Below are 20,898 nucleotides of genomic sequence, written 5' to 3'. Positions count from 1 at the left end.
AGATGTCCGACGTGATCGCACCGCCTTCGGTCAGGGCGCTGGCCCGGCAGAAGGGTATAGACATCGAGAAACTCGCGCGCGACATCGGACGCACGTCCATCGCCCGCGAGGATGTGGAAGGCGAAGGCGATGCTGGGATGTCGCCCTCCGCCGGGGTCTCTCCCGCGCAATCGGGCGACAGGTCCTACTGGGACGTCGACCACACGCTCTATGGCCCGGTCACGGAAGAACCCGTCTCAAGGTTTGCCCAAGTCGCAGCGCAAAACATGGCCGCGGCCCAGAGGCTCATTCCCGCTGTCACCCATCATGACCGCGCGGAGATGACGGCCATCGAAGCCCTGCGCAAGGAATTGCGGACGGAAGCCGGCGAGCGCGGCGTGAAGCTGACGGCGCTGGCTTTCCATGCCAAGGCCTTGTCGAAGGCCTTGCGGGAATTCCCGAAGTTCAATGCTTCTCTCAGCTCGGACGGCAAGACGCTGTTCCTGAAAGACTACGTGCACCTTGGAATCGCGGTCGACACCGCCCACGGCCTGATGGTGCCCGTTATCCGGGACGTTGACCGGAAAGGCCTCTGGCAGATCGCGGCGGAAATCGCCGATCTCGCCTCCAGAGCACAAGAGCGCAAGGTGCGCCCTGATGAAATGGGCGGCGCGTCCATGACCATCACCAACCTCGGCGGGATCGGCGGCACCGCCTTCACCCCGATCGTCAATCCGCCGGAAGTTGCCATTCTCGGTATCACCCGCACTGAAGTCGCCCCCGTCTGGGATGGGGAGACTTTCCAACCCGTCCAGATGGTGCCCCTCGATCTCAGCTACGACCACAGGGGCATCAACGGCGCAGACGCCGCGCGCTTCCTGAGCTATTATGCAGGTCTTTTGAAAGAGCCTCGGCGGATGTTGATCTGACGGGCTGTCTGCTGGATTTACCTCACTGCAAGATTGAGGTTCCCGGAATGTGTAGCTGCCTGGGAGCTTGTGGATGTTAGGCGGTCCTTGAAAAACCTGGGGGATAGCCGGAACGACGTTATCTCTGTTCTCCACGAAGTTACCGAAATCGCGTTTCCGACTGTCCAGCTGCGCTTCGAACAGGATTGGAGCCTGGTCCCGCGTGTTCCTCTCCGGGGGTGGTGAATGAGCCGCTTGAATAGCGGACAACCTCTTCAGCGCCAGCTCAAGGGCAGGGACTGATACCGAACGACAGCAGGAAACGGTCGATCGCTCTTGATATGGCCTCGGACGGATCGTCCGGGCAGGGGGTTCGGTAGATGTGCTGTCGGATGCCGATGTAGACGATGCCGCCGTGCAGGTTCCAGATATCTTCCATGACCGGTGTGACGCCGGAATTTGCCTCGTGTTCGATCTCGCCCAGGAGCGGTAGCAGGATGACGTCGCCTAGATGTTTGAGATAGCGGCGGTTGAGTTCTGCACCATAAAGGCCGGAAAACATGAAAATCCGCATCCACTCGTACTGGAAGATGAGTGTGCTGTATTCGGTGTAGAAATCGAGCAGGCGCCGACGCAGCGGCACTTCCCGGTCGGTCAGCCGTTCCGGCCAGTCGGGAGAAAGACGCCCGAGGTACACCTTTTCATAGACCGCCTCTATGAGATCGTCCTTGGTGGCGAAATAGTTGAAAAGCAGCGATTGCGTGACGCCGATACGCTTGGCGAGATCGCGTGTGTTGCCGTCAAGGCCGACCTCGGCGAAGAAGGCGACGGCACCTTCAACGATCTGCTGGCGGCGTTCGGAAGGGGGCAGCCTGCGACGGCTGGAAGTGTCCCCCGTTTCGGCGACATCGGTCATTCCATTCATGTTCCTTTTCCTGCCTCCCTCATACGGCACGCAATAATCTACTTGCAATCTTCCGATTTTTATAGATCATCTGATCAATAAAGTTGAGCAGATGCTCAATAAGCGATGCTGGAGGGCGTCGCGATGAAATCGGGAGGGAGACGCCATGAAGGCATCGGCGGGCGGTTATGCCCGGGCATCCAGTTTGCGCAACGCGCTGGAAATGCTGGCCGCAAGCGACGGCAACGGCCGCGTGCTTGCAGGTGGCCAGAGCCTGGTTGCGGCCTTGAACCTGCGTCTCTCCGCAGGCGACGTCCTGATCGACATTTCCCGCCTGAGCGAGCTTTCCGGGGTAACCGAAACGCAGGACAGTCTGCGGATCGGCGCGCTGACTTCGCATGCGGAGATTGGTCGCAATCCGCTGATCCGGCAGTCTGCTCCGCTTCTTTCTCAGGCGGTGGAATTCATCGCCCATGCTGCGATCCGCAACCGCGGCACCATAGGAGGTGCGCTGGCTCATGCCGATCCGGCTGCGGAGTTTCCAGCCTGCGTTCTGGCCCTTGGCGCCACGCTTCATGTCGAGGGCCTCAACGGCTCGCGGGACATACCGGTGGAAGATTTCTTTCAGGACATTTTCGAAACGGCCATCGAGGAGGGGGAAATCCTGATAGGCCTCTCGATCCCGAAGGCAGAGCCCGGCGAAAAGCAGGTCATCGTCGAGGTTGCCAGGAGATCCGGCGACTATGCACTTGCCGGAGTGTGCCTCGTCAAGCGGGGCGATGGACACCGGCTGTCGCTTTTTTCCGTCGGGCCCAAACCGGTCCTTGCCGAAGGGGCCATGGCCGCTCTCGACCAGGGCAACATTGATGGCGCCGTTCAGGCTCTGCAGGCGGAAATCGACCCACCGTCGGACACGCAGGCAAGTGCCGCTTACCGCCGCCACCTTGCCGGTGTCCTATTACGCCGCGCCGCCGCCAGGATCGAGGGAGGAAACGCATGACGGAGATGTTCCGCGACAAGATCGACATCAGCCTGACCGTGAACGGGGAGCCCGTCGAGGCGCGTGTGCCGGCAGGTCAGCATCTCGTTGATTTCCTGCGCGGCGAGCTTGGCCTTACCGGCGCCCATGCAAGCTGCGAACACGGTGTCTGCGGTGCCTGTACGCTGAAGGTCGACGGCAAAGCCGTGCGCGGCTGCCTGATGCTGGCCGCCCAGGCGGACGGTGCCGAGGTTTGGACAGTGGAAGGCCTGTCGGACCTGGGCGCGATAAAGGATCTTCAGGACGTCTTTGTCGAGCGCAATGCGCTCCAGTGCGGCTTCTGCACGCCCGGTATGCTGGTTGCCATTAACGAGCTGCTGGAGGCCGGCGGCACGCCGTCGCGTGATCAGATCCGCGAACATCTGTCGGGCAATTACTGCCGCTGCACCGGCTACGAAGCCATCGTGGATGCGGTTGAAACGGTAGCGCGTGTCCGCGCACGGAAGGGGGCCGCATGACCATTCAATTCGGTAATCCGGACCGGCCCAATTCCTATATCGGCAAGACGGTCCCCCGGCCCAATGCCCGGCGCCTGGTCCAGGGTCGCGGCGTCTATGTGGACGACATCGTGCTGCCGCGCATGGTCCATGTCGCCTTTGTGCGCTCGCCCTTCGCGCACGCGAAGATCAACCGTATCGACGCCGAGGATGCAAAAGCGGTGAAGGGTGTGCTCCGGGTCTTCACGGGCGAGGACATCGCCGAGGTCTGCAAGCCATGGGTTGCTGTGCTCGCCCATCTGAAAGGCCTGAAATCGCCGCCGGAACACGCGATCGCCGTTGACCGAGCCTGCTGGGTCGGCGAACCGGTGGCAGCCGTTGTCGCGACCTCTCGCGCTGCTGCCGAGGATGGCGCGGCTCTTGTCGATGTTGACTACGAACAACTGGACGTCGTCACCGACATGATGACCGCGCTCGATCCTGAAACGCCGGTGCTGCATCCGGATATGGGTGACAACCTCGCCTTCCGGCGCCTGCACGAACAGGGGGACGTGGACGAAACCTTCCGGACCGCGCACAAGGTCGTCTCGGCGCGCTTCGTCACCGGACGGCACACGGGCGTGACGCTGGAGCCGCGCTCGATCCTGGTCGACTGGAACCCGGCCGAGGAACAGATGACCGCCTGGCATGCGACGCAGGCGCCCCACATGATCCAGACAGTTCTGGCCACTCATCTCGACCTGCCGGAAAGCCGGGTCCGTGTGATCTGTGAGGATGTCGGCGGCTCCTACGGCATCAAGGTGCATGTCTATCCGGACGAAATGGCGACGGCGGCAATCGCCAAGATCATGAAACGGCCGGTGAAATTCATCGCCGACCGGCTGGAAAGTTTCTCCAGCGACATCCACGCCCGCGATCATCAGATCGAGGCGAAGATTGCAGTTGGAGAAGACGGCCGGATCCTCGCCATGGATGTCGATGACTGGACGGCGATCGGCCCATATTCGGTCTATCCGCGCACCTCCGCCATCGAAGGCAACCAGGTGGTGAACCTCTGCGGTGGCCCCTATGACTTCCAGAATTACCGGGCCAGGACCACGGTCGTCTTCCAGAACAAGACGCCGACCTGCCAGTACCGGGCAGTCGGCCATCCGATCGCGGTCGCGATCACCGAAGGGCTGGTGGACATGGCGGCCGCCGAAATCGGCATGGACCCGGTCGAGATCCGCCGGCGCAACATGTTCAGGGATGATGCCTATCCGGTGACGTCTCCCGCGAACATGCGTTTCGAGGGGCTGTCGCATCACGCCTCCATGGACAAGCTTCTGGAGCTGATGGATTACGACGGCTTGCGAGCAGAACAGGCAGAGCTCCGCAAGAAGGGCATCTACAGGGGCATCGGTATTGCAAGCTTCATCGAGCTGACCAATCCCTCGCCCTTCATGTACGGTATCGGCGGCGCGCGCATCTCGGCACAAGACGGTTGCACGGTGCGGATGGATCCGGACGGATCGATCGTTGCGCTGTCCGGCGTAACCGAACAGGGGCAGGGCACAGAGGCGATGCTGAGCCAGGTGGTTGCCGAGGGTCTTGGCGTGTCCCCCGCGCGTGTGCGCGTCATTACCGGTGATACACAAGTGACGCCCTACGGTGGCGGCACCTGGGCGTCGCGCGGGGCCGGTATCGGCGGCGAGGCTGCGCTGCAGGCGGCGCGGGCGCTTCGCGATTCCATCCTTGAAGTGGCCGCTTCCATGCTCCAGGCCGATCAGGCGCAGCTCGACATCCGCGACGGCGCTGTGGTCGACAGCACTTCAGGCGAAGCCCGCATGCCGCTCGAAGAGCTCGGCCGGATCGTCTACTTCCGCGGCGACACATTGCCGAAGGGCCTGCCGCGGGAGCTTGTCCAGACACGGCACTTCATCACGTCCGAATACCCCTTTGCCTTCACCAACGGCGTCCAGGCCTCCTACCTCGAGGTCGATACGGAGACCGGCATCGTGAAGCTGCTGAAGCATTGGTGCGTCGAGGATTGCGGGCGGGTGATCAACCCGCTTCTCGTTGACGAGCAAATCCGGGGTGGCATCGTTCAGGGGCTCGGTGGAGCGCTGTTCGAGGAAATCCACTACGACGCGGAAGGCCAGCTCCTGAACGGCTCGATGGCAGACTACCTCGTGCCGATGGCGGCTGAAATGCCCGACATGATCATCGGTCACGTTGAAACGCCGACGGGGGAGAGCCTGCTCGGGGCCAAGGGCGCGGGCGAGGCGGGCACTGCCGGGTCTCCGGCCGCCGTCATGAATGCGATCAACGACGCCCTGCGGCCCATGGGCGCGCAAGTGACAGAAATGCCGTTCACGCCTGAACGGATCGTGAGAGCACTTGGAACCTTGAGTGACTGAACCAGAGGAGCCTGGGAGGATAAGGCTCCGAATGCAGGGAGGAAAATCATGAAGTTCGTAACATTGGCAACCGCAACGGCCATGCTGGCCAGTTCTGCCGGCCTTGCCGCCGCGCAACAGGCGATCACGGTCAACATCGGTTCTTCGCATCCGGAACAGAATATCTGGGTCTACGCGATGAAGAACACCTTCCAGCCGGAAGTGAACCGGATCCTGGAAGCCGCCGGCGAATACAAGGTCGACTGGGTGGAGTCCTACGCCGGCACGCTCTACAAATTCACCGACACGCGTGAGGCCGTCATGGACGGCATCGTCGATGTGGGCATGGTCGGCACCGTCTGGGAAGGCGCGAACATGCCGCTCCAGAACGTGACCTATTTCACGCCGTTTGCCACGGAAGACCACAAGATGATCATCGAGATCTTTGATGATCTTTCGGCAAACCTGCCGGAGCTGCGTGACAGCTGGGCGGAAAACGGCATGGTTCATCTGTCATCGCTCATCACCGACAGCTACGACATCTATGCCACCTTCCCGGTCAACTCCATGAAGGATCTTGAAAACCGCAAGCTCAACGCCCCGGGAACCTCGGCCAACTGGTTGCGCGGAACGGGTGCAACGCCGGTCGACGGTGCACTGACGACCTATTACACCAACATCCAGACCGGCGTGACCGAAGGTACGCTGTCCTTCGCGTCGGGCATTCTGCCGACCCGCGTCTATGAAGTCGCGCCTGAACTCACCCGCGTGGGCATCGGCTCGATGTATTTCGGCGGCATCGCGGCCAACAAGGACTTCTTCGACGGTCTGCCGGAACCAGTCCAGGCCGCCTTCCGGGAAGCTGCGAAGGCAACTTCCGCGGCACACGGTCAATATGTCGAGGATCTTGCCACGCGAGCACTCAAGGAAATGCAGGAAGCGGGTCTGACGATCCACGAACTGCCGGAAGCAGAAAAAACCGCCTGGGTGAATGGACTGCCGAATATCGTGGAGCCGTGGCTGGAACAGACCGGCGATGCCGGCCGTGTCGTGCTGAAGGCCTATTTCGACGCCCTGCGCGCACGTGGTGCGGAACCGCTGAGGTCCTGGGACGAAGGGCTCTGAGAGCGGCCTTGCCTCACACCTCTCCCGCCCGGCATCTTGTCCGGGCGGGTTTATTGAGAGCGAACTGGACGTAACGATGACGGATGAGACCAGAACCGAGGCCGACGACGCCTATGTCCCGGCTTTCTCGGAAGCGCCTTTCGGCGCAATGCTCGGCGGCACGGCCGCCATCATGTCATCGGTCGGTACCCTTTCCATCGGCGCGCTCATGATACTGATCGTCGCTGATGTCCTTGGTCGAAACTTCTTCAACGCGCCGATTACCGGCGTTGCGGAAATTGCTGCGCGCACCGTTGTTGCCATCGTCTTCCTGCAGGTTGCCGCTGCCATCCTGCAAAAGCGCCTGACCCGGGCCGATTTTCTCGTCCGGCGTCTTGAAAGCGTGTCGCCGAAAGGTGTCTGCCTGATCGAGGCCCTGTTCTCCCTCTGCGGCGTCATCGTGTTCGGTCTCATTCTCTGGGCTTCCTGGCCGAAATTCGCCAGTGCCTGGGCGACGTCCGAATTTTTCGGCGTCCAGGGCGTCTTCACCATTCCGACCTGGCCCTTCCGGGGCATAACGGTCCTGGGCTCGGCGGTGGCTGTTCTGGCCGCGTTTTACCGGGCTCACACAGAAATTCGCATGTTCCGGAGCTTTTCATGACGACGTTGACCATTGGCTTCCTGCTTGTCGGCGCGTTGATCGTTCTGGTTCTGCTCGGCATGCAAATAGCCTATGCGCTGTTCCTTGTGGCCTTTGCCGGGATCTGGATCATCCGCAATAACATCGACCTTGCCTTCAGGATGCTGGAGCTGACCGTCTACAGCGGCATTGCCGATTATCTGTTCGCGACCATTCCCCTCTTCGTCCTGATGGGGCTGCTGGTGAGCGTTTCCAACGTCGGGCGGGACACCTTCGAAGTTGCAGAGGAACTGCTGCGCCGGGTCATCTGCGGTCTCGGGGTCGCGACTGTCGCGGCCAACACGATCTTCGCTGCGGTCACCGGCGTCTCCATCGCCTCAGCGGCGGTATTCACCCGTGTCGCAGTCCCTGAAATGGAGCGTCACGGGTATCGCCCGGCCTTTGCTGCGGGCACGGTCGCGGGCTCATCGGTACTCGGTATGCTGATCCCGCCGAGCTTGCTCCTCATTATTTACGGGGTTCTGGCAGAAGTCTCCATCGGTGGCATGTTCATCGCCGGCATCGTGCCGGGGCTGATGCTTGCCGGTGGCTTCGTGGCAATGCTCGTTGCCGTGACCGTCCTGTTCCCTGGTTTCGTTCTCACCGATCCGGCTGCTGCGAAGGAGCGCCGGCGCGACAGCGCCATCGAACCGATGCCGCTTGGTAGGATGATCGCCAAGCTGGTGCCGATCATCCTGCTCGTGGTTCTGGTGCTCGGCGGACTTTATTCGGGATATTTCACACCAACGGAGGCTGGCGGTGTCGGCGCCTTCGGTGCGCTGCTGGTTGCTCTTTCACGCCGTTCCCTCAACCGCCATAACCTGTGGCGGGTGATGAAGCAGACCGGCGTGATCTCGGTATCGATCCTGCTGCTGCTCGTCGCTGCCAGTTACTATTCGCGCATGTTGTCGATTGCCGGCCTTCCCAACGCCATCGCAAGCCTCGTCAACGAGACCGGGCTCGGCCCGATGGGCTTCATGGTTCTGTGCTCGGCGCTCATTCTCGTCATGGGCATGATCCTCGACAGTACGTCGATCCTCCTGATCATGGTGCCGATCGCAGCGCCCATCGCGCAGCACATGGGAATAGACCTCAGCCAGTTCGGCATCGTCATCGTGATCGCTGTTGAAATCGGCCTCCTGACGCCACCCTTCGGCATCTCGGTGTTCACGGTGCACAATACGCTCAACGATCCGGACGTTTCCGTCGAACAGATCTTCGCGGGCACGATGCCTTTCATCGCGGTCATGCTTCTGGTTTTGCTGCTCGTTATTCTTCTGCCCGGCATTGCCACCTTGTTCTTGTGATGGAGAAAACAACGCGAGGATATTCCGTTCGTCCAGGCAACGCCTTCTTTCGTGGCCCCGAGACCGAACGACCTCGCTGGTGACAGCCATTTTGACAAGACACATCTATGAGGCGGTGCAGCCTACCGGCTGGTGATCCTCCGGAGGAGGGTCAAGACACGTCCTCTATTCTGCTTACGCCATGCGGGGCGCAAAGTTCGGCAAGTACCGTGTGGATACGCGCGATGATTTCAGCCCGCGGCGATACGATCCGCTCAACGATGCCGATTTGCCTTGTCACCTGCGGATTGCCGAAAGGGAGTTTTGTCAGCCGCTGGTGATCCGGTTCCTGCAAGGCGACATGGGGTACAACGGAAACCCCCATGCCTTGCCGTACACATGTGACGATGGATCCGATCGTGTCGATCTCGGCAATGTCGTTGGTTGCGATCCCCATGCGAGAGATCTCCGTGTCGATAAGGTTGGCAAGCGGCACGGCGCTGCGAAATCGAATGAACGGACAGGTGGCCAGCAGGTCGGCAGGGTCGGTGGATTTTGTGTCTTCCGGTGCGATCAGCCAGAGCGGCTCACGAAGAAAGGGGCTCCAGCGCAAGGCGGGCGGAATGCCGACATGCTCCGCGACCACGGCAGCATCGAGCCGTCCGGAAGCCACATCGGCAATCAGGGTTGAAGACAGAGAAACTCTGAGATTGGTTTTCAGATCGGGATACTGGTTTCGCATCTGGACAATGGCTCTCGGCAGCAGATTCAATGCACTGGAACGAACAGAGCCCAGCATGAGGGTGCCGGCGAGCTTGTCTCCCCGCAGATTAGCCTTGGTATCGTCTTCGAGACGTAACATCTCCTGAGCCATTTCAAGGACTTGAAGCCCCTGCGAGGTCAACTTCGGAGGACGGAACGACCGTTCGAACAGGGTAATGTTCAGTTCGACTTCCAGCGCCTGGATCTGTTGGCTGACTGCCGATGGCGTCAGGTTTACGATCTCCGCCGCCTTGGTGAAGGTGCCACGGGTTGCAATAGCGACCAGGGTCTTGAGTTGACGGGTGTCCATACCTTCATCCAGTTTTTCTTAACATAAGAACCAGATTAATTCGCTTTTGTTAAGTCATTCTATCCGTTACCCAAGATGGCGGAGGAATTCAACCGTGCAAGCTGGGAGGCGGACGCGGTCACTCATCCCCTATCAAAGAACAATCACTTTCCGCTTGCGGAGAGCAGAGAGACGTACGCATGAGCAAGAAAATCCTTGTGACCGGCCCCGACCTCGACCCAAGTGCTGTCGCGCTTGTGCAAGACCATGGATACGAAACCGTTCATACCCCGGCCTATGCAGACAGTGATGTGATCTCCACGCTTCTGGTCGAGACCGGGGCGGAAGGGATCGTCTCGCGAATGGGCCGACTGGATGCCGACGTCCTGGAAAAGGCTCCAAATCTCCGCGTCATTTCAAAGCATGGTGTTGGCGTCGATAACATAGATCTCCAGGCAGCCGCATCCCGCGGCATTCCGGTACTTGTTGCAACAGGCGCAAATGCAGTTTCAGTCGCCGAACATGCGATTGCACTCATGCTTGCCACAGTGAAGCGCATCCTGCCGCTTGACGCAGGGCTTCGTGCCGGCCGCTGGGAAAAGGCGGGTTTTCTTGGCCGCGAGCTGGCAGGAAGCCGACTGGGCCTTTTGGGGATGGGGTCTATTGCGCAGGCGACAGGCCGAATTGCCAAGGGCATTGGCCTGAACCTGATCGGCTTCGATCCCTATGCCGACAACGACGTATTCGAAAGACTGGACGTAAAACGCTGCAGCTCGCTCGAAGAGCTGCTGGAACAATCCGATGTCCTGAGCCTTCATTGTCCGCTGACCGATCAGACTCGCCAGATCCTGAACGCCGAAGCCATCGCGCGCATGCCGGAAGGCAGCTACGTGATCAACACGGCACGTGGTGGGCTGATTGACGAAGACGCGCTGCTCGCTGCAGTTCAATCAGGTCATCTTGCAGGTGCAGGACTTGACACCTTTGCCGTGGAACCACCCCAGGCGAACCATCCGTTCTTCAGTGAAAACCGCATCGTTGTCACTCCGCATATCGGCGGCGTCACGCGCGAAGCCGGTGCACGTGTGGGAGTGGAAGCCGTGCGCGGCATCTTCCAGGTTCTGGATGGCCAGCCTGTCGCCCGTGAACGCATAGCAAATCGTGCACTTCTGGCCGACGCCGGTGCCATGTACGCCAAAGCAGGAGAATGAACATGTCGGTTGGCTTTCGTATTTGCAGCCGAAAACAAGCTGCGCCGCTGGAACTCGTTGCTGAATTTGCCAAGCTTCCGGTTGCCAATGTCTCCGACTGCATGGGACGCCTCGCAGCCGCCGGTCCGCGTCTGCGACCGATGCATTCCTCCGGCGGCCTGGCCGGTGTGGCGCTGACCGTCAAGAGCCGTCCGGGTGACAACCTGATGCTGCACAAGGCGATCGATCTGGCCAAACCCGGTGATGTGATCGTTGTCGATGCCGGTGGGGATCTTTCCAATGCCCTCATGGGTGAGCTGATGCTTGCCTATGCCGTCAAGAGAGGGGTTGCGGGCTTTGTCTTGAATGGCGCAATCCGCGATGTCGATGCCTTTCTCAAGACCAACCTGCCGACCTTCGCCGCGGGGGTCACCCATCGCGGCCCCTACAAGGACGGCCCGGGTGAAATCAATGTTCCGATCAGTCTGGACGGAATGGTGATCGAGCCAGGTGACATCGTGCTGGGCGATTCCGATGGCGTGCTCGCGGTTCCCCTGGATGGGGCCGAGAAAATTCTTCGCCAGACCCTGGCGAAGCAGGATGCCGAAGAACGGCAGATGAAGGCAATCGCTGAAGGCAAGAACGATCGCAGCTGGGTGGACGCAGCCCTCAAGGAACGCGGTTGCGAATTTCCGGATTACTGAACAGTCTCAACAAAGGGAGGAGACAAATGCTTACTTACCTGAAGGCTTCTGCAATTGCAGGTGCGCTGGTTATGGTCGCTGGGGCTGCCATGGCCGACTATCCCGAAAAACCCATCGAGGTCATTGTCGGATATTCCGCAGGCGGCGGCACGGACGTTATGGCCCGCACCGCTGCACCTTTCATCGAAAAATATTTGGGCGAAGGGGCAAGCCTCGTCGTCAAGAACATGCCGGGTGCAAGTGGGCAGATCGGCATTACGGAAACGGCGAGATCTTCTCCGGACGGCTACACGCTCGGCACCTTCAACCTTCCGGGCATGATGGCGCGCACGATTGATCGTGAAGCGGAATATGATGCCGACAGCTTCACCTATCTCGCCAATGTGGTGAACGATCCCAACGTGATCGTCACCTCCAAGGCGAGCGGTCTCGACACGCTCGACAAGTTGATCGCGGAAGCCAAGGCCAATCCCGGGGCCATCACCGTCGGGATGTCCAGCCTCGGAGGCGATGATCACTTCGCGCTGATCAAGCTTGAGGGCCTGACCGAAACCGAGTTCACCATCGTTCCGTTCAAGGGCTCCGCGCCGGCGCGAACCGCACTCATGGGCGGACACGTGGCGATGGGTATCCTGAACATTTCCGAGGTGGCCGAGTTTCAGGAAGAACTGAATGTACTTGGCGTTGCGACGCCGGAGCGCTCTGACTTTGCGCCAGACCTGCCAACCTTCAAGGAGCAGGGGCTGGACCTGATTAACGGATCCATGCGGGGGTTCGTTGCGCCTGCCAGCCTGCCTGAGGATGTCCAGGCAAAGCTTCTTGCCGCATTCGAACAGCTTGCCTCTGATCCGGAGTTCCTCAAAGCCATGAAGGAAACCGCAAATCCGGTCGAAGTGGTAACCGGGGACGATTTCAAGGCATTGACCGAGGATCTGCATACCCTTGCAAAGCAGGTCTGGGATACGACTCCCTGGAACTGATGCGCGTTGCGCGGGGCACGCCCCCGCGCGGCCTCTCTTACTCAGATAAAGCCAGTGCCATGTCCGACCATCGTACACACCGCCTTCTCCGGCCCGAGACACTGACCGCTCTTGGCATCGCCGCGGCCGCGTTTGCTTTTCTCTACCCGACCTCGACATTGAGGCCGATATCTGCCCTGCTGCCAGCCGTGATGCTGGTCGGGCTGATCATCCTCTCGCTACTGCTTCTTATCGCCGATCAACGCAAGGCGTCGGCTGGTGAAGAAACCGAGCCCATGAGCAAGTCGCCCGGCCGGGTCGCAGGTGCCTTTCTGCTGATCCTTGGCTACGCATTGGCCACCGACCTGATCGGCTTTTATCCGAGCACGGCCATAACCATTCCGCTCGTTGCCTGGCTCTTCGGCTATCGCAACCCACTTGGACTTGCAGTGGCAACCCTGGTCGTTGCCGGAGCCATCTGGCTGATCTTCGATTACGGAATGTCGCAAGACTTTCCGGCAGGACGCCTCTGGCAGGAGTGATCTCAATGTACTCCGATCTTCTCAGCGCACTTCCCGAAGTTTTCGGGCTGGCCAACTTTGCCGCTGTCGTCATCGGCGTGATTGCGGGCATTGTTGTCGGTGCAATGCCCGGCCTGAGCGCCACGATGGCCATCTCCGTGCTTGTGCCATTCACGTTCGGTCTCGAACCTCTGGTCGCGCTCGGTCTGATGGCCGGCATCTACAACGGTGCAATGTATGGCGGTGCCATCCCCGCAGTTCTTCTGCGGATTCCCGGAACCCCCGCAGCCGTTGCGACAACGTTCGACGGTTATCCGATGGCGCAAAAGGGCGAGGGCGGATTTGCGCTGCAAGTGGCCGTCGTCTCATCTTCGATCGGCGGCATCGCAAGCGCCTTTGCCCTGATGCTGCTCGCGCCTCCGCTCTCCAAGGTCACGCTCCTGTTTGGCCCTTCGGAAGTGTTCTGGGTTGCCGTGTTCGGCCTTGCCAGCATCATTTTCCTTCTGGGAGGCAACCCGGTGAAAGGGCTGATCAGCGCCTGTTTCGGTGTTTTCGTCTCAGTGGTGGGCTCGGACCCGATCTATGGAAATGATCGCTACACTTTCGGACAGCTGGAGCTTCTGGACGGCGTCAATATCGTCATTCTGCTCGTCGGTCTCTACGCGCTGCCTCCGGTCATCGATCTGCTCGAAACGCCTTTGAAAACGGACGGCGTCAACAGTTCCAAGCTGGGAACGGAGCCGATCTGGCGTGCGCTGCCTCGCATGTACCGCTTCTGGAAGACATGGATCCGTTCATCGATCATCGGGATCTGGATCGGAATTCTTCCGGGAGCCGGCGGTTCGATGGCTGCTTTCATGTCCTATAACGAAGCTCGCCGGGCCTCGAAAACACCGGATACCTGGGGCAATGGTGAACCCGAAGGCGTTGCGGCCGCGGAAACAGCAAACAATGCCGACACCGCTTCCGCGCTAATCCCGGCCCTGACACTTGGCATCCCGGGAACTGCTGTCGCTGCGGTCATGCTGGGTGGGTTGCTGGTGCATGGTCTGCAGCCGGGGCCCATGCTGTTCCGGGACAATCCGGACGTGGTATTCGGCTTCATGTGGCAGTTCCTGTTCGGCGCGATCCTTCTGGTGCTGCTTGGCGGGGCTCTGGCTACGAACAGTTTTGCGCGCCTTTTGAATCTTCCGCGTCCTCTCCTGGGGTCGGTCATCATCGTCTTGATGCTGATCGGGGTTTATTCGATCCACGGACGGATGTTCGATGTCTATCTGATGCTCGGCTTCGGTGCGATCGGCTGGGTAATGGACAAGCTCAAGTTCCCTCTGCCACCGGTTGTCCTGGGTCTAATCCTGGGTGGGTTTTCCGAGGAAAACCTTCGTCTTGCCTTGCGGATCGGACGCGGCGACTGGCTGGTCCTGTTCTCGAATACAACCAGCCTGGTTCTGGTAGCCCTGACGGTCGCGGTTGTCGTCGGGCCGATGATCAAGCGGCGGATTCAAGGCGCCAAAAGGGAAGAGGCTACCAGCTGACAAGACCTTGAGTATTTGACGGGAAACTTGCCTGAAAAATCAGGACCCCGGTGCAGAGCGATCAGCTCGCATCGGGGTTTTCTGCCTGTTTCATTCCTTTCCATGAGATCCGTTTGCTCTGATTTCTCGGGGATCCGCCACAGTACCTTACGAAGGACTGACGGAGTCGCAACATGGGTTGGTTTCGACTGTTATTCGTAGCTCAGCGCATCCTTTGGAAAACAGCGGGCAAGATGGTCGATGAATGATCGGACAGCTGGCGGCAGCCCGCGCCGCGTCGTGAAGACCAGATGCACGATCCCTTTCTGACTTCGCCATTGCGGGAGGACACGCACAAGATCCCCGGTAGCCAGTTCCGCGCTGCAGACGTGGTCGGGCAAAAGCGCTACACCGAGACCCTTCTTCACGGCCGTTCGTGTTGCCGAAAAATCCGCGCAGCCCATCCTGGCCTGCTTTCGAAACGCGCGGGTTTCGCCCATGTCGGTTTCGATGTTCCATTCGATTTCATCCGCGCTATCACTCGTCGATAGCAAGGGAACTTTGTCCAGGTCATCGACCTCATGAACGGTCTGCGCCAGACCTGGATTTGCAACCAGAATTCTGATTGACGTACCGATCGTACGCATTGTCAGCGAGGCATCGCTGGTCAACGCCGTACGCACACGCAAGGCGAGATCAATGCGTTCCGAGATCAGGTCCAGCGCCCGATCGGCTGCTACGAGCTGCAGCCGTACCTTGGGGTGACGAGACAGGAACTCGCTTATCAGCGGGGCAACAACCTCAACGAGGCCGGTTGGGCATCCGAAGCGGATCAGCCCGTGCGGTTCTGCCCGGGATTCCGCAACCAGGGCATGGGCGTGCTCAGCTTCCGACTGCATGCTGCGGCACCGCTCATAGAATTGCTCCCCGATGTCGGTGACCCGAAACCGCCGGCTTGATCTTTCGATCAGCCTTACGCCCAGGCGCTCTTCCAGAGCCGCTATTCGCCGGCTGAGCTTTGACTTGGGAACGCCGATCGCCCGGCCTGCCGGCGCAAATCCGCGATGCGCCACCACCTCGGCGAAATAAGCCAGGTCATTCAGGTCTTGCTGCATAGATCGTTCTTTCTATGGAACGCTAAGTGTTGAAAATGCCCACTACAGAAACGATCGTTCCATTTGCATCTTCATGTCAACGGCAATCGTGCCGTCAGACAGGAGAATGAAATGACACAGAACTTCGAGAACAAGGTTGTGGTTGTCACCGGCGGAACCAGTGGCATCGGTCTCGCGACGGCAAAAGCATTCGCATCTGCGGGGGCATCCGTCTTTATCACCGGTCGCCGCCAGGCAACTCTTGACGAAGCCGTCAAGTCCATTGGCGGGCGAACGACCGGCGTGCAGGGGGATATGTCCGTGCTTGCAGATATCGACCGGCTGTACGACGCGGTCCAGCAGCAGCACAGCCAGATTGATGTACTCTTCGCCAATGCCGGTGGAGGTGAATTTGCCCCGCTCGGCGAGATCAGCGAAGAGCACTATCAAAAGACATTCGATACCAATGTGAAAGGTGTTCTTTTCACCGTGCAAAAGGCGCTGCCGCTGCTGCGGGACGGAGCCTCGATCATCCTGACGTCTTCGACCACGGGCACCGCGGGGACACCGAACTTCAGTGTCTATTCGGCAACCAAGGCGGCAGTGCGCAATTTCGCCCGCAGCTGGATCCTCGATCTGAAGGACCGCAATATCCGGGTGAACGTTATCAGCCCCGGGCTGACCGAGACCGCCGGCCTCAACGATCTCTTCGGTGGCGGTGAGCAGGCCGAAGGTGTCAAGAACCATATCCTCGGCAATATTCCCTCTGGCCGGATCGGCCGGCCGGAAGACATCAGCAACGCAGTGCTCTTTCTTGCTTCAGAGGCATCGAGCTTCGTCAACGGCATCGAACTGTTCGTCGATGGTGGCATGAACCAGATTTAAGTCCGCGGTTGACCAGACGGTCCGAGCCGACAACCGGTTTGGCCGTCTGGCCCACGCGCTCACTTCAATACGCTCTCAAGGAGTCTCTTCGATGGAAATCGGAATTCTGGGCGCAGCGTCGCTCGGGCAGGCCCTCGCCAGTCGGCTGGCCGCTGCCGGTCACTACATAGTCCTGGCCAACAGCCGTGGGCCGGAAAGTCTGCGTGATGTCGTGACGCGACTTGGGAAAGGGATAGCCGCCGGCCATGCGGCGGAGGCCATGAACAAACCGGTCGCTGTCCTGGCCATGCCATGGACGAAACTCAGCGACGTGCTTACGCCTGATATCGACTGGGACAACCGCGTCTTGATCGACGCGACAAATATCTTCACCAGCTATGCACCGTCGTTCGAGATCGATGATCTGGGGGAAGAGACCGGCAGCGAGATTGTCGCCCGCCTGGCCCCCGGCGCCCGTGTCGTGAAAACGTTCAACACTCTTCCGGTCGCTACAATGATCGCGCCGTTACAGGAAGACCGTTTGCGGCGAGTCCTGTTCGTTGCCGGTGACGACGAAGACGCTGTCGCCATCGCACAGCATCTGGTTTCAGACATCCATCTGCACCCGGTGTGCATCGGTTCGCTGGCGGCAGGCGGGAGGCTGATGGAACTCGGCGGCGCGCTGAGCGGCCTGGAACTCTTCATCGATGGCGGCAGGTGATAAAGCTGACCCGGAGCCATGCGTTCAAGCAGCCGAAGGCTGCAGCGCAGGAATATATATGGCGGAGAGAGGGGGATTCGAACCCCCGGAACGCTTGCGCGCTCAACGGTTTTCGAGACCGCCCCGTTCAACCACTCCGGCACCTCTCCGCGGTACTTGCGATAAACGGGTCTCAAGTGGCGCGGAACATAGACACACTCTGCGCGCCCTGCAAGCCCGGAAATGAGTTCTTTTTTCAGTTTGTGGATTGGGGCTGTTTTTGCCCGGTTTGTCGGCTTCCTGGGCGTGAATTGACCGCCTGCAGACGTATTCGCACGACGCGAAAAGCGGTCTGCAGGGAGCTCGGGGAAGGGGAGGAGGGAACGCCATGGAGATTCGGATTGACCGGATGTCGGCTTGCCCCGATAACGGCCGTCAACGCTGATTGGCGTTTCCCTGTTTGCGGGAATCGTGGTGACCACGAGAGAAACCGCCGCGAATGCGAGGGCGCCAGGGAAACGAAAACAAGCGGTTTTGCGGCAGAAAGGCCAGATTTCCGTTTGACAACGAGAACGGGCCGACTATATTGCGCGGGCTCGAAAAGGTTCGCTTTTTCGAGTTATGTTTGTCGTTCAAGGCCTGCCGGGCTTTAAAAGCTTCACGCTCAACCCGACACAAAGACTTGTCAGCCAGGATCAAGACCTGGAGAGACAGGCGCCTCGGTTCGACCTGAAAAGCAGCCGGTTCGATGGTTTAACAGCCCGTTCCGGTGTGTCAAAAACGAAAAGAAGGACGTGCGAGACATGTTCGCAGTGATCAAGACGGGTGGCAAGCAGTACACTGTTGCCGCCGATGACCTCCTGAAGGTCGAAAAGCTCGATGCCGAAGCCGGCAGCACCGTCACCTTTGAAGAGGTTCTGATGGTCGGCAATGGCACCGACACCACCGTAGGCGCTCCGCTTGTCGAAGGCGCAACCGTGGTTGCCGAAGTGGTCGAACAGGGCCGTAACCGCAAGGTTATCATTTTCAAGAAGCGCCGGCGTCAGAATTCCCGCCGCCGCAACGGCCATCGTCAGGCTTTCACCCTCGTGAAGGTGACCGATATCCTGACCGGTGGTGCAAAGCCGGCCAAGAAGGCAGCGCCGAAGAAGGCAGCGCCGAAGGCTGAAGAAACCGCTGAAGCCGCACCGGCTGCAGCAGAAGGCGCCGACGACCTGAAGAAACTCGATGGCGCCGGTCCGGCAGCTGTGAAGAAGCTGAACGAAGCAGGTATCACCACCTTCGCTCAGATCGCAGCAATGTCTGCTGACGACGTCGCACGCGTTGAAGAAGAAACTGGCCTGAAAGGCAAGTTCGAACGCGGTAATTGGGTTGAGCAGGCCAAGGAACTGGCTGGCAACTAAGCCGCCGCTCCCGAACCTAAAAAGTATTCGAAGAACGAGGAGTTCTAACGATGGCACATAAAAAGGCAGGCGGCTCGTCCCGCAACGGCCGCGACTCAGCTGGCCGCCGTCTCGGCATCAAGAAATTCGGCGGGGAAGCTGTGATTCCCGGCAACATCATCGCGCGTCAGCGCGGCACTACCTGGCACCCGGGCACCGGCGTTGGTATGGGCAAGGACCATACCATCTTCGCAACCGTGGAAGGCAAGGTAGAGTTCCAGGCGAAAGCCAACAAGCGAACCTACATTAACGTGCTCCCGGTAGCGGAAGCAGCGGAGTAAAGCCGACGTGAAGTTTCGAAACGCCGGCGTCCCGTAAGACCCCGGCAATTCGAGACAGGTCAGCAATCCGACCAGTCAAGATCCAAGGGGGAGATGGGGCGCCATCTCTCCCTTGATTTGTTTTGGCTGGAGGAAAAGATGGTTGTTGAAAGTGACGGTTTATTAGACGAAAGCAGTCTGGCTGCGGCCCCATTGCCGCAGGAAGCGGTTCGTGTGCGGCTCGACAAGCCGCGTATGGACGATTTGGCCGATATGGTATTTCTGGCCAACAACAAGAAAGTGGCGGCAAACCTTTCCACCATGCCGCATCCCTTCGCGTTGGACGATGCCCGGGCGCTGGTCGCCAAGGCCGCGATCAACCAGCCCCGTTCTTCAAGCTTTGCCATCCGCCTGAAGTTAACCGGCCGGCTGATCGGCATCGCGCGGTATGCCAATGTCGAGCCCGGCGGTCCGGTGCATGTCGGCTATTGGCTGGGTGAACCCTTCTGGGGCCAGGGTCTGGCAACAGAGGCGGTGCATGCACTGGTCGACCATGCCTTCACCTATCATGACATCGGCGAGCTGCAGGGATCCTGCAGGGTCACCAACCCGGCATCGCGCCGGGTGCTCGTCAAATCCGGATTTCAGTATCGCGACCAGGCCATGATCCGCTCTCTCGGGGCGGGTGGCTCGGTGCCCATCGAGCGCTATACGCTGGAGCGGGCTGTCTGGAAGTCATTGAAAAGATGGGGGCAGGGACGATGAGCATGTTGCCTGAGCTGAAAACAAGACGCCTGATCCTGCGGTCGATCGAGATGTCGGACGCCGAAGCCATGGTTGCGCTGGCGGGCAAGGATTTCGAGGTCGCCCGCTGGATGACGTCGTTCACCTGGCCTTATGAGGAAGGGGCTGCGGAAGCCTTCCTGAAAACGGTGGTCGGCAAGGATCCGTTCGAAACCGAAGCGTTGTTTGCCATTACGCTCGGTGGGGTGTTCATCGGGGTGGTTGCCATCGAACCGCCGGGTGACCTGGATGATCTGCCGAACCTGCCGACACTCGGCTATTGGCTCGGCCGGGCGTTTCAGGGGCATGGCTATGCCAGCGAGGCTGTAGAGGCTGCTCTCGCCTGGGCGTTTGAAGCCTTTGAGACGGACGCCATAGCCGCGCGCGCCTTTGAGGACAACTTCCGCTCCCGCGGTCTGCTGCGGAAAATGGGTTTCAAGCCCTATTCCATGACGGAACGTTTTTCGAAGGCACTCGACCGAAGGGTTTCCAACGTGATCGTCCGCCTGGCGCGCACCGATTTCGATGCACGCAAGGAAGCGGCCTGATGTCGCCAGTTCTGAAGACCGGGCGTCTGGTCCTTCGAGCCCCGCGCCCGGAGGATCTGGATCGCTGCGCCGAGCTTCTGGGGGACTACGAAGTCGCCAAGATGCTGTCGCGGGTTACCTACCCTTACGATCTGGAGCAGGGCCGGGCCTATCTGGCGCTGTCTGTCGAGCGCTGGTCGACATGGCAGGAGGCGGAGGAACTCGGTTTCCAGATCGACTGCGACGGCCTGATGATCGGTGGCATCGGCTTCAAAAAGTTGCGGGAGACCCCGGAGATCGGCTATTGGCTGGGGCGCGCCTATTGGGGCAAGGGATATATGAGCGAAGCAGTGCAGGCGGCGGTCGCCTGGCTGTTCGGCAATACGGATCACAAGTTGGTCGCCTGCGAAGCCATGATGGATAACCCAGCTTCGCTCGGCGTTGCCCGGAAATTGGGTTTCCGGGAAGTTGGTGAAGTGGGCTGTGCCAGCGTGTCGCGAGGCTGTACGATGCCCGCCATTCGCACCGAGCTGACACGAACAGACTTTCTGAACGGCCATTGATCCGATCGGGAT

22 protein-coding genes and 1 tRNA gene are annotated in these 20,898 nt (G+C 60.0%); 19 read left to right on the top strand and 4 right to left on the bottom strand.

Going from position 1 to position 20,898, the window contains the following annotated elements; translation table 11 throughout:
• Nucleotides 1–2: 2 nt before the first annotated feature.
• Nucleotides 3–908, top strand: coding sequence for a 2-oxo acid dehydrogenase subunit E2 (locus FIV03_RS26950; RefSeq protein ID WP_152511636.1), 906 nt, complete (start codon nucleotides 3–5; stop codon nucleotides 906–908).
• 265 nt (nucleotides 909–1,173) lie between these two features.
• Here FIV03_RS26950 and FIV03_RS26945 read toward each other — a convergent pair whose 3' ends face one another.
• Nucleotides 1,174–1,812: a TetR/AcrR family transcriptional regulator gene (locus tag FIV03_RS26945; RefSeq protein WP_152511635.1), complete on the bottom strand. Its 639-nt coding sequence runs from the start codon at nucleotides 1,810–1,812 to the stop codon at nucleotides 1,174–1,176.
• 145 nt (nucleotides 1,813–1,957) lie between these two features.
• On the opposite strand from FIV03_RS26945, the gene FIV03_RS26940 reads away from it, so the two are divergent.
• The 6 genes from FIV03_RS26940 (at nucleotide 1,958) to FIV03_RS26915 (ending at nucleotide 8,735) form a co-directional block, all read left to right on the top strand.
• Nucleotides 1,958–2,791 (top strand): xanthine dehydrogenase family protein subunit M, encoded by an 834-nt coding sequence (locus tag FIV03_RS26940; protein ID WP_152511634.1) that lies wholly within the window; start codon nucleotides 1,958–1,960, stop codon nucleotides 2,789–2,791.
• A complete protein-coding gene (locus FIV03_RS26935; RefSeq protein WP_152511633.1) occupies nucleotides 2,788–3,288 on the top strand; it encodes a (2Fe-2S)-binding protein in 501 nt (166 codons plus the stop codon). The genes FIV03_RS26940 and FIV03_RS26935 overlap by 4 nt, the downstream gene beginning before the upstream one ends.
• Nucleotides 3,285–5,666 carry a xanthine dehydrogenase family protein molybdopterin-binding subunit gene (locus FIV03_RS26930; RefSeq protein WP_152511632.1) on the top strand — a complete coding sequence of 794 codons (2,382 nt, stop codon included), beginning with the start codon at nucleotides 3,285–3,287 and terminating at the stop codon, nucleotides 5,664–5,666. Before FIV03_RS26935 ends, FIV03_RS26930 begins: the two co-directional genes overlap by 4 nt.
• A 48-nt stretch (nucleotides 5,667–5,714) precedes the next feature.
• Nucleotides 5,715–6,770 (top strand): C4-dicarboxylate TRAP transporter substrate-binding protein, encoded by a 1,056-nt coding sequence (locus FIV03_RS26925; RefSeq protein ID WP_023001700.1) that lies wholly within the window; start codon nucleotides 5,715–5,717, stop codon nucleotides 6,768–6,770.
• 76 nt (nucleotides 6,771–6,846) lie between these two features.
• Nucleotides 6,847–7,410 (top strand): TRAP transporter small permease, encoded by a 564-nt coding sequence (locus tag FIV03_RS26920; protein WP_023001699.1) that lies wholly within the window; start codon nucleotides 6,847–6,849, stop codon nucleotides 7,408–7,410.
• Nucleotides 7,407–8,735: a TRAP transporter large permease gene (locus FIV03_RS26915; protein WP_152511631.1), complete on the top strand. Its 1,329-nt coding sequence runs from the start codon at nucleotides 7,407–7,409 to the stop codon at nucleotides 8,733–8,735. The genes FIV03_RS26920 and FIV03_RS26915 overlap by 4 nt, the downstream gene beginning before the upstream one ends.
• A 151-nt stretch (nucleotides 8,736–8,886) precedes the next feature.
• On the opposite strand, the gene FIV03_RS26910 is transcribed toward FIV03_RS26915, so the two are convergent.
• A complete protein-coding gene (locus FIV03_RS26910; RefSeq protein ID WP_152511630.1) occupies nucleotides 8,887–9,786 on the bottom strand; it encodes a LysR family transcriptional regulator in 900 nt (299 codons plus the stop codon).
• A gap of 179 nt (nucleotides 9,787–9,965) precedes the next feature.
• On the opposite strand from FIV03_RS26910, the gene FIV03_RS26905 reads away from it, so the two are divergent.
• Genes FIV03_RS26905 through FIV03_RS26885 form a run of 5 tightly spaced genes read left to right on the top strand, consistent with a single transcriptional unit; the run spans nucleotide 9,966 to nucleotide 14,674 of the window.
• A complete protein-coding gene (locus FIV03_RS26905; protein WP_152511629.1) occupies nucleotides 9,966–10,976 on the top strand; it encodes a hydroxyacid dehydrogenase in 1,011 nt (336 codons plus the stop codon).
• A gap of 2 nt (nucleotides 10,977–10,978) precedes the next feature.
• On the top strand, nucleotides 10,979–11,659 hold the full coding sequence (locus FIV03_RS26900; protein WP_173013960.1) for an RraA family protein: 681 nt from the start codon (nucleotides 10,979–10,981) through the stop codon (nucleotides 11,657–11,659).
• Between the two features lie 26 nt (nucleotides 11,660–11,685).
• Nucleotides 11,686–12,639 carry a tripartite tricarboxylate transporter substrate binding protein gene (locus tag FIV03_RS26895; RefSeq protein WP_152511627.1) on the top strand — a complete coding sequence of 318 codons (954 nt, stop codon included), beginning with the start codon at nucleotides 11,686–11,688 and terminating at the stop codon, nucleotides 12,637–12,639.
• A 59-nt stretch (nucleotides 12,640–12,698) separates the two neighbouring features.
• Nucleotides 12,699–13,160: a tripartite tricarboxylate transporter TctB family protein gene (locus FIV03_RS26890; RefSeq protein ID WP_152511626.1), complete on the top strand. Its 462-nt coding sequence runs from the start codon at nucleotides 12,699–12,701 to the stop codon at nucleotides 13,158–13,160.
• A 5-nt stretch (nucleotides 13,161–13,165) separates the two neighbouring features.
• On the top strand, nucleotides 13,166–14,674 hold the full coding sequence (locus tag FIV03_RS26885) for a tripartite tricarboxylate transporter permease (RefSeq protein WP_152511625.1): 1,509 nt from the start codon (nucleotides 13,166–13,168) through the stop codon (nucleotides 14,672–14,674).
• Between the two features lie 191 nt (nucleotides 14,675–14,865).
• Here FIV03_RS26885 and FIV03_RS26880 read toward each other — a convergent pair whose 3' ends face one another.
• Nucleotides 14,866–15,768: a LysR family transcriptional regulator gene (locus tag FIV03_RS26880; protein WP_077290572.1), complete on the bottom strand. Its 903-nt coding sequence runs from the start codon at nucleotides 15,766–15,768 to the stop codon at nucleotides 14,866–14,868.
• Between the two features lie 111 nt (nucleotides 15,769–15,879).
• Here FIV03_RS26880 and FIV03_RS26875 point away from each other — a divergent pair, with 111 nt between their 5' ends.
• Together FIV03_RS26875 and FIV03_RS26870 are read left to right on the top strand one after the other, a co-directional pair.
• Nucleotides 15,880–16,632, top strand: coding sequence for a glucose 1-dehydrogenase (locus FIV03_RS26875; RefSeq protein ID WP_152511624.1), 753 nt, complete (start codon nucleotides 15,880–15,882; stop codon nucleotides 16,630–16,632).
• A gap of 91 nt (nucleotides 16,633–16,723) precedes the next feature.
• A complete protein-coding gene (locus FIV03_RS26870; protein ID WP_152511623.1) occupies nucleotides 16,724–17,332 on the top strand; it encodes an NAD(P)-binding domain-containing protein in 609 nt (202 codons plus the stop codon).
• 59 nt (nucleotides 17,333–17,391) lie between these two features.
• Here FIV03_RS26870 and FIV03_RS26865 read toward each other — a convergent pair.
• Nucleotides 17,392–17,481, bottom strand: a tRNA-Ser gene (locus tag FIV03_RS26865).
• A 633-nt stretch (nucleotides 17,482–18,114) separates the two neighbouring features.
• Here FIV03_RS26865 and FIV03_RS26860 point away from each other — a divergent pair.
• From FIV03_RS26860 to FIV03_RS26840, 5 genes are all read left to right on the top strand, one after another.
• Nucleotides 18,115–18,714: a 50S ribosomal protein L21 gene (locus FIV03_RS26860; protein ID WP_023014642.1), complete on the top strand. Its 600-nt coding sequence runs from the start codon at nucleotides 18,115–18,117 to the stop codon at nucleotides 18,712–18,714.
• Between the two features lie 50 nt (nucleotides 18,715–18,764).
• The gene (gene rpmA, locus FIV03_RS26855; RefSeq protein ID WP_006933726.1) at nucleotides 18,765–19,034 is read left to right on the top strand and encodes a 50S ribosomal protein L27; all 270 of its coding nucleotides are present in this window, start codon (nucleotides 18,765–18,767) and stop codon (nucleotides 19,032–19,034) included.
• A 138-nt stretch (nucleotides 19,035–19,172) separates the two neighbouring features.
• Nucleotides 19,173–19,778, top strand: coding sequence for a GNAT family N-acetyltransferase (locus FIV03_RS26850; protein WP_209009801.1), 606 nt, complete (start codon nucleotides 19,173–19,175; stop codon nucleotides 19,776–19,778).
• Complete coding sequence (locus FIV03_RS26845; RefSeq protein WP_152511621.1) at nucleotides 19,775–20,344, top strand: GNAT family N-acetyltransferase; 570 nt, start codon at nucleotides 19,775–19,777, stop codon at nucleotides 20,342–20,344. The genes FIV03_RS26850 and FIV03_RS26845 overlap by 4 nt, the downstream gene beginning before the upstream one ends.
• Nucleotides 20,344–20,886 carry a GNAT family N-acetyltransferase gene (locus FIV03_RS26840; RefSeq protein ID WP_152511620.1) on the top strand — a complete coding sequence of 181 codons (543 nt, stop codon included), beginning with the start codon at nucleotides 20,344–20,346 and terminating at the stop codon, nucleotides 20,884–20,886. Before FIV03_RS26845 ends, FIV03_RS26840 begins: the two co-directional genes overlap by 1 nt.
• The last annotated feature ends 12 nt before the right edge of the window (nucleotides 20,887–20,898 follow it).

Source organism: Labrenzia sp. THAF187b (assembly GCF_009363375.1).
GTDB classification, from domain to species: Bacteria; Pseudomonadota; Alphaproteobacteria; order Rhizobiales; family Stappiaceae; genus Roseibium; species Roseibium algicola.
This window is presented reverse-complemented; position numbering and strand designations above follow the sequence as displayed.

Excerpts from the sequence above, each read along its gene's own strand:
- FIV03_RS26950 (WP_152511636.1), top strand. The coding sequence starts at position 3 with ATGTCCGACGTGATCGCACCGCCTTCGGTCAGGGCGCTGGCCCGGCAG.
- FIV03_RS26945 (WP_152511635.1), bottom strand. The coding sequence starts at position 1,812 with ATGAATGGAATGACCGATGTCGCCGAAACGGGGGACACTTCCAGCCGT.
- FIV03_RS26940 (WP_152511634.1), top strand. The coding sequence starts at position 1,958 with ATGAAGGCATCGGCGGGCGGTTATGCCCGGGCATCCAGTTTGCGCAAC.
- FIV03_RS26935 (WP_152511633.1), top strand. The coding sequence starts at position 2,788 with ATGACGGAGATGTTCCGCGACAAGATCGACATCAGCCTGACCGTGAAC.
- FIV03_RS26930 (WP_152511632.1), top strand. The coding sequence starts at position 3,285 with ATGACCATTCAATTCGGTAATCCGGACCGGCCCAATTCCTATATCGGC.
- FIV03_RS26925 (WP_023001700.1), top strand. The coding sequence starts at position 5,715 with ATGAAGTTCGTAACATTGGCAACCGCAACGGCCATGCTGGCCAGTTCT.
- FIV03_RS26920 (WP_023001699.1), top strand. The coding sequence starts at position 6,847 with ATGACGGATGAGACCAGAACCGAGGCCGACGACGCCTATGTCCCGGCT.
- FIV03_RS26915 (WP_152511631.1), top strand. The coding sequence starts at position 7,407 with ATGACGACGTTGACCATTGGCTTCCTGCTTGTCGGCGCGTTGATCGTT.
- FIV03_RS26910 (WP_152511630.1), bottom strand. The coding sequence starts at position 9,786 with ATGGACACCCGTCAACTCAAGACCCTGGTCGCTATTGCAACCCGTGGC.
- FIV03_RS26905 (WP_152511629.1), top strand. The coding sequence starts at position 9,966 with ATGAGCAAGAAAATCCTTGTGACCGGCCCCGACCTCGACCCAAGTGCT.
- FIV03_RS26900 (WP_173013960.1), top strand. The coding sequence starts at position 10,979 with ATGTCGGTTGGCTTTCGTATTTGCAGCCGAAAACAAGCTGCGCCGCTG.
- FIV03_RS26895 (WP_152511627.1), top strand. The coding sequence starts at position 11,686 with ATGCTTACTTACCTGAAGGCTTCTGCAATTGCAGGTGCGCTGGTTATG.
- FIV03_RS26890 (WP_152511626.1), top strand. The coding sequence starts at position 12,699 with ATGTCCGACCATCGTACACACCGCCTTCTCCGGCCCGAGACACTGACC.
- FIV03_RS26885 (WP_152511625.1), top strand. The coding sequence starts at position 13,166 with ATGTACTCCGATCTTCTCAGCGCACTTCCCGAAGTTTTCGGGCTGGCC.
- FIV03_RS26880 (WP_077290572.1), bottom strand. The coding sequence starts at position 15,768 with ATGCAGCAAGACCTGAATGACCTGGCTTATTTCGCCGAGGTGGTGGCG.
- FIV03_RS26875 (WP_152511624.1), top strand. The coding sequence starts at position 15,880 with ATGACACAGAACTTCGAGAACAAGGTTGTGGTTGTCACCGGCGGAACC.
- FIV03_RS26870 (WP_152511623.1), top strand. The coding sequence starts at position 16,724 with ATGGAAATCGGAATTCTGGGCGCAGCGTCGCTCGGGCAGGCCCTCGCC.
- FIV03_RS26860 (WP_023014642.1), top strand. The coding sequence starts at position 18,115 with ATGTTCGCAGTGATCAAGACGGGTGGCAAGCAGTACACTGTTGCCGCC.
- rpmA (WP_006933726.1), top strand. The coding sequence starts at position 18,765 with ATGGCACATAAAAAGGCAGGCGGCTCGTCCCGCAACGGCCGCGACTCA.
- FIV03_RS26850 (WP_209009801.1), top strand. The coding sequence starts at position 19,173 with ATGGTTGTTGAAAGTGACGGTTTATTAGACGAAAGCAGTCTGGCTGCG.
- FIV03_RS26845 (WP_152511621.1), top strand. The coding sequence starts at position 19,775 with ATGAGCATGTTGCCTGAGCTGAAAACAAGACGCCTGATCCTGCGGTCG.
- FIV03_RS26840 (WP_152511620.1), top strand. The coding sequence starts at position 20,344 with ATGTCGCCAGTTCTGAAGACCGGGCGTCTGGTCCTTCGAGCCCCGCGC.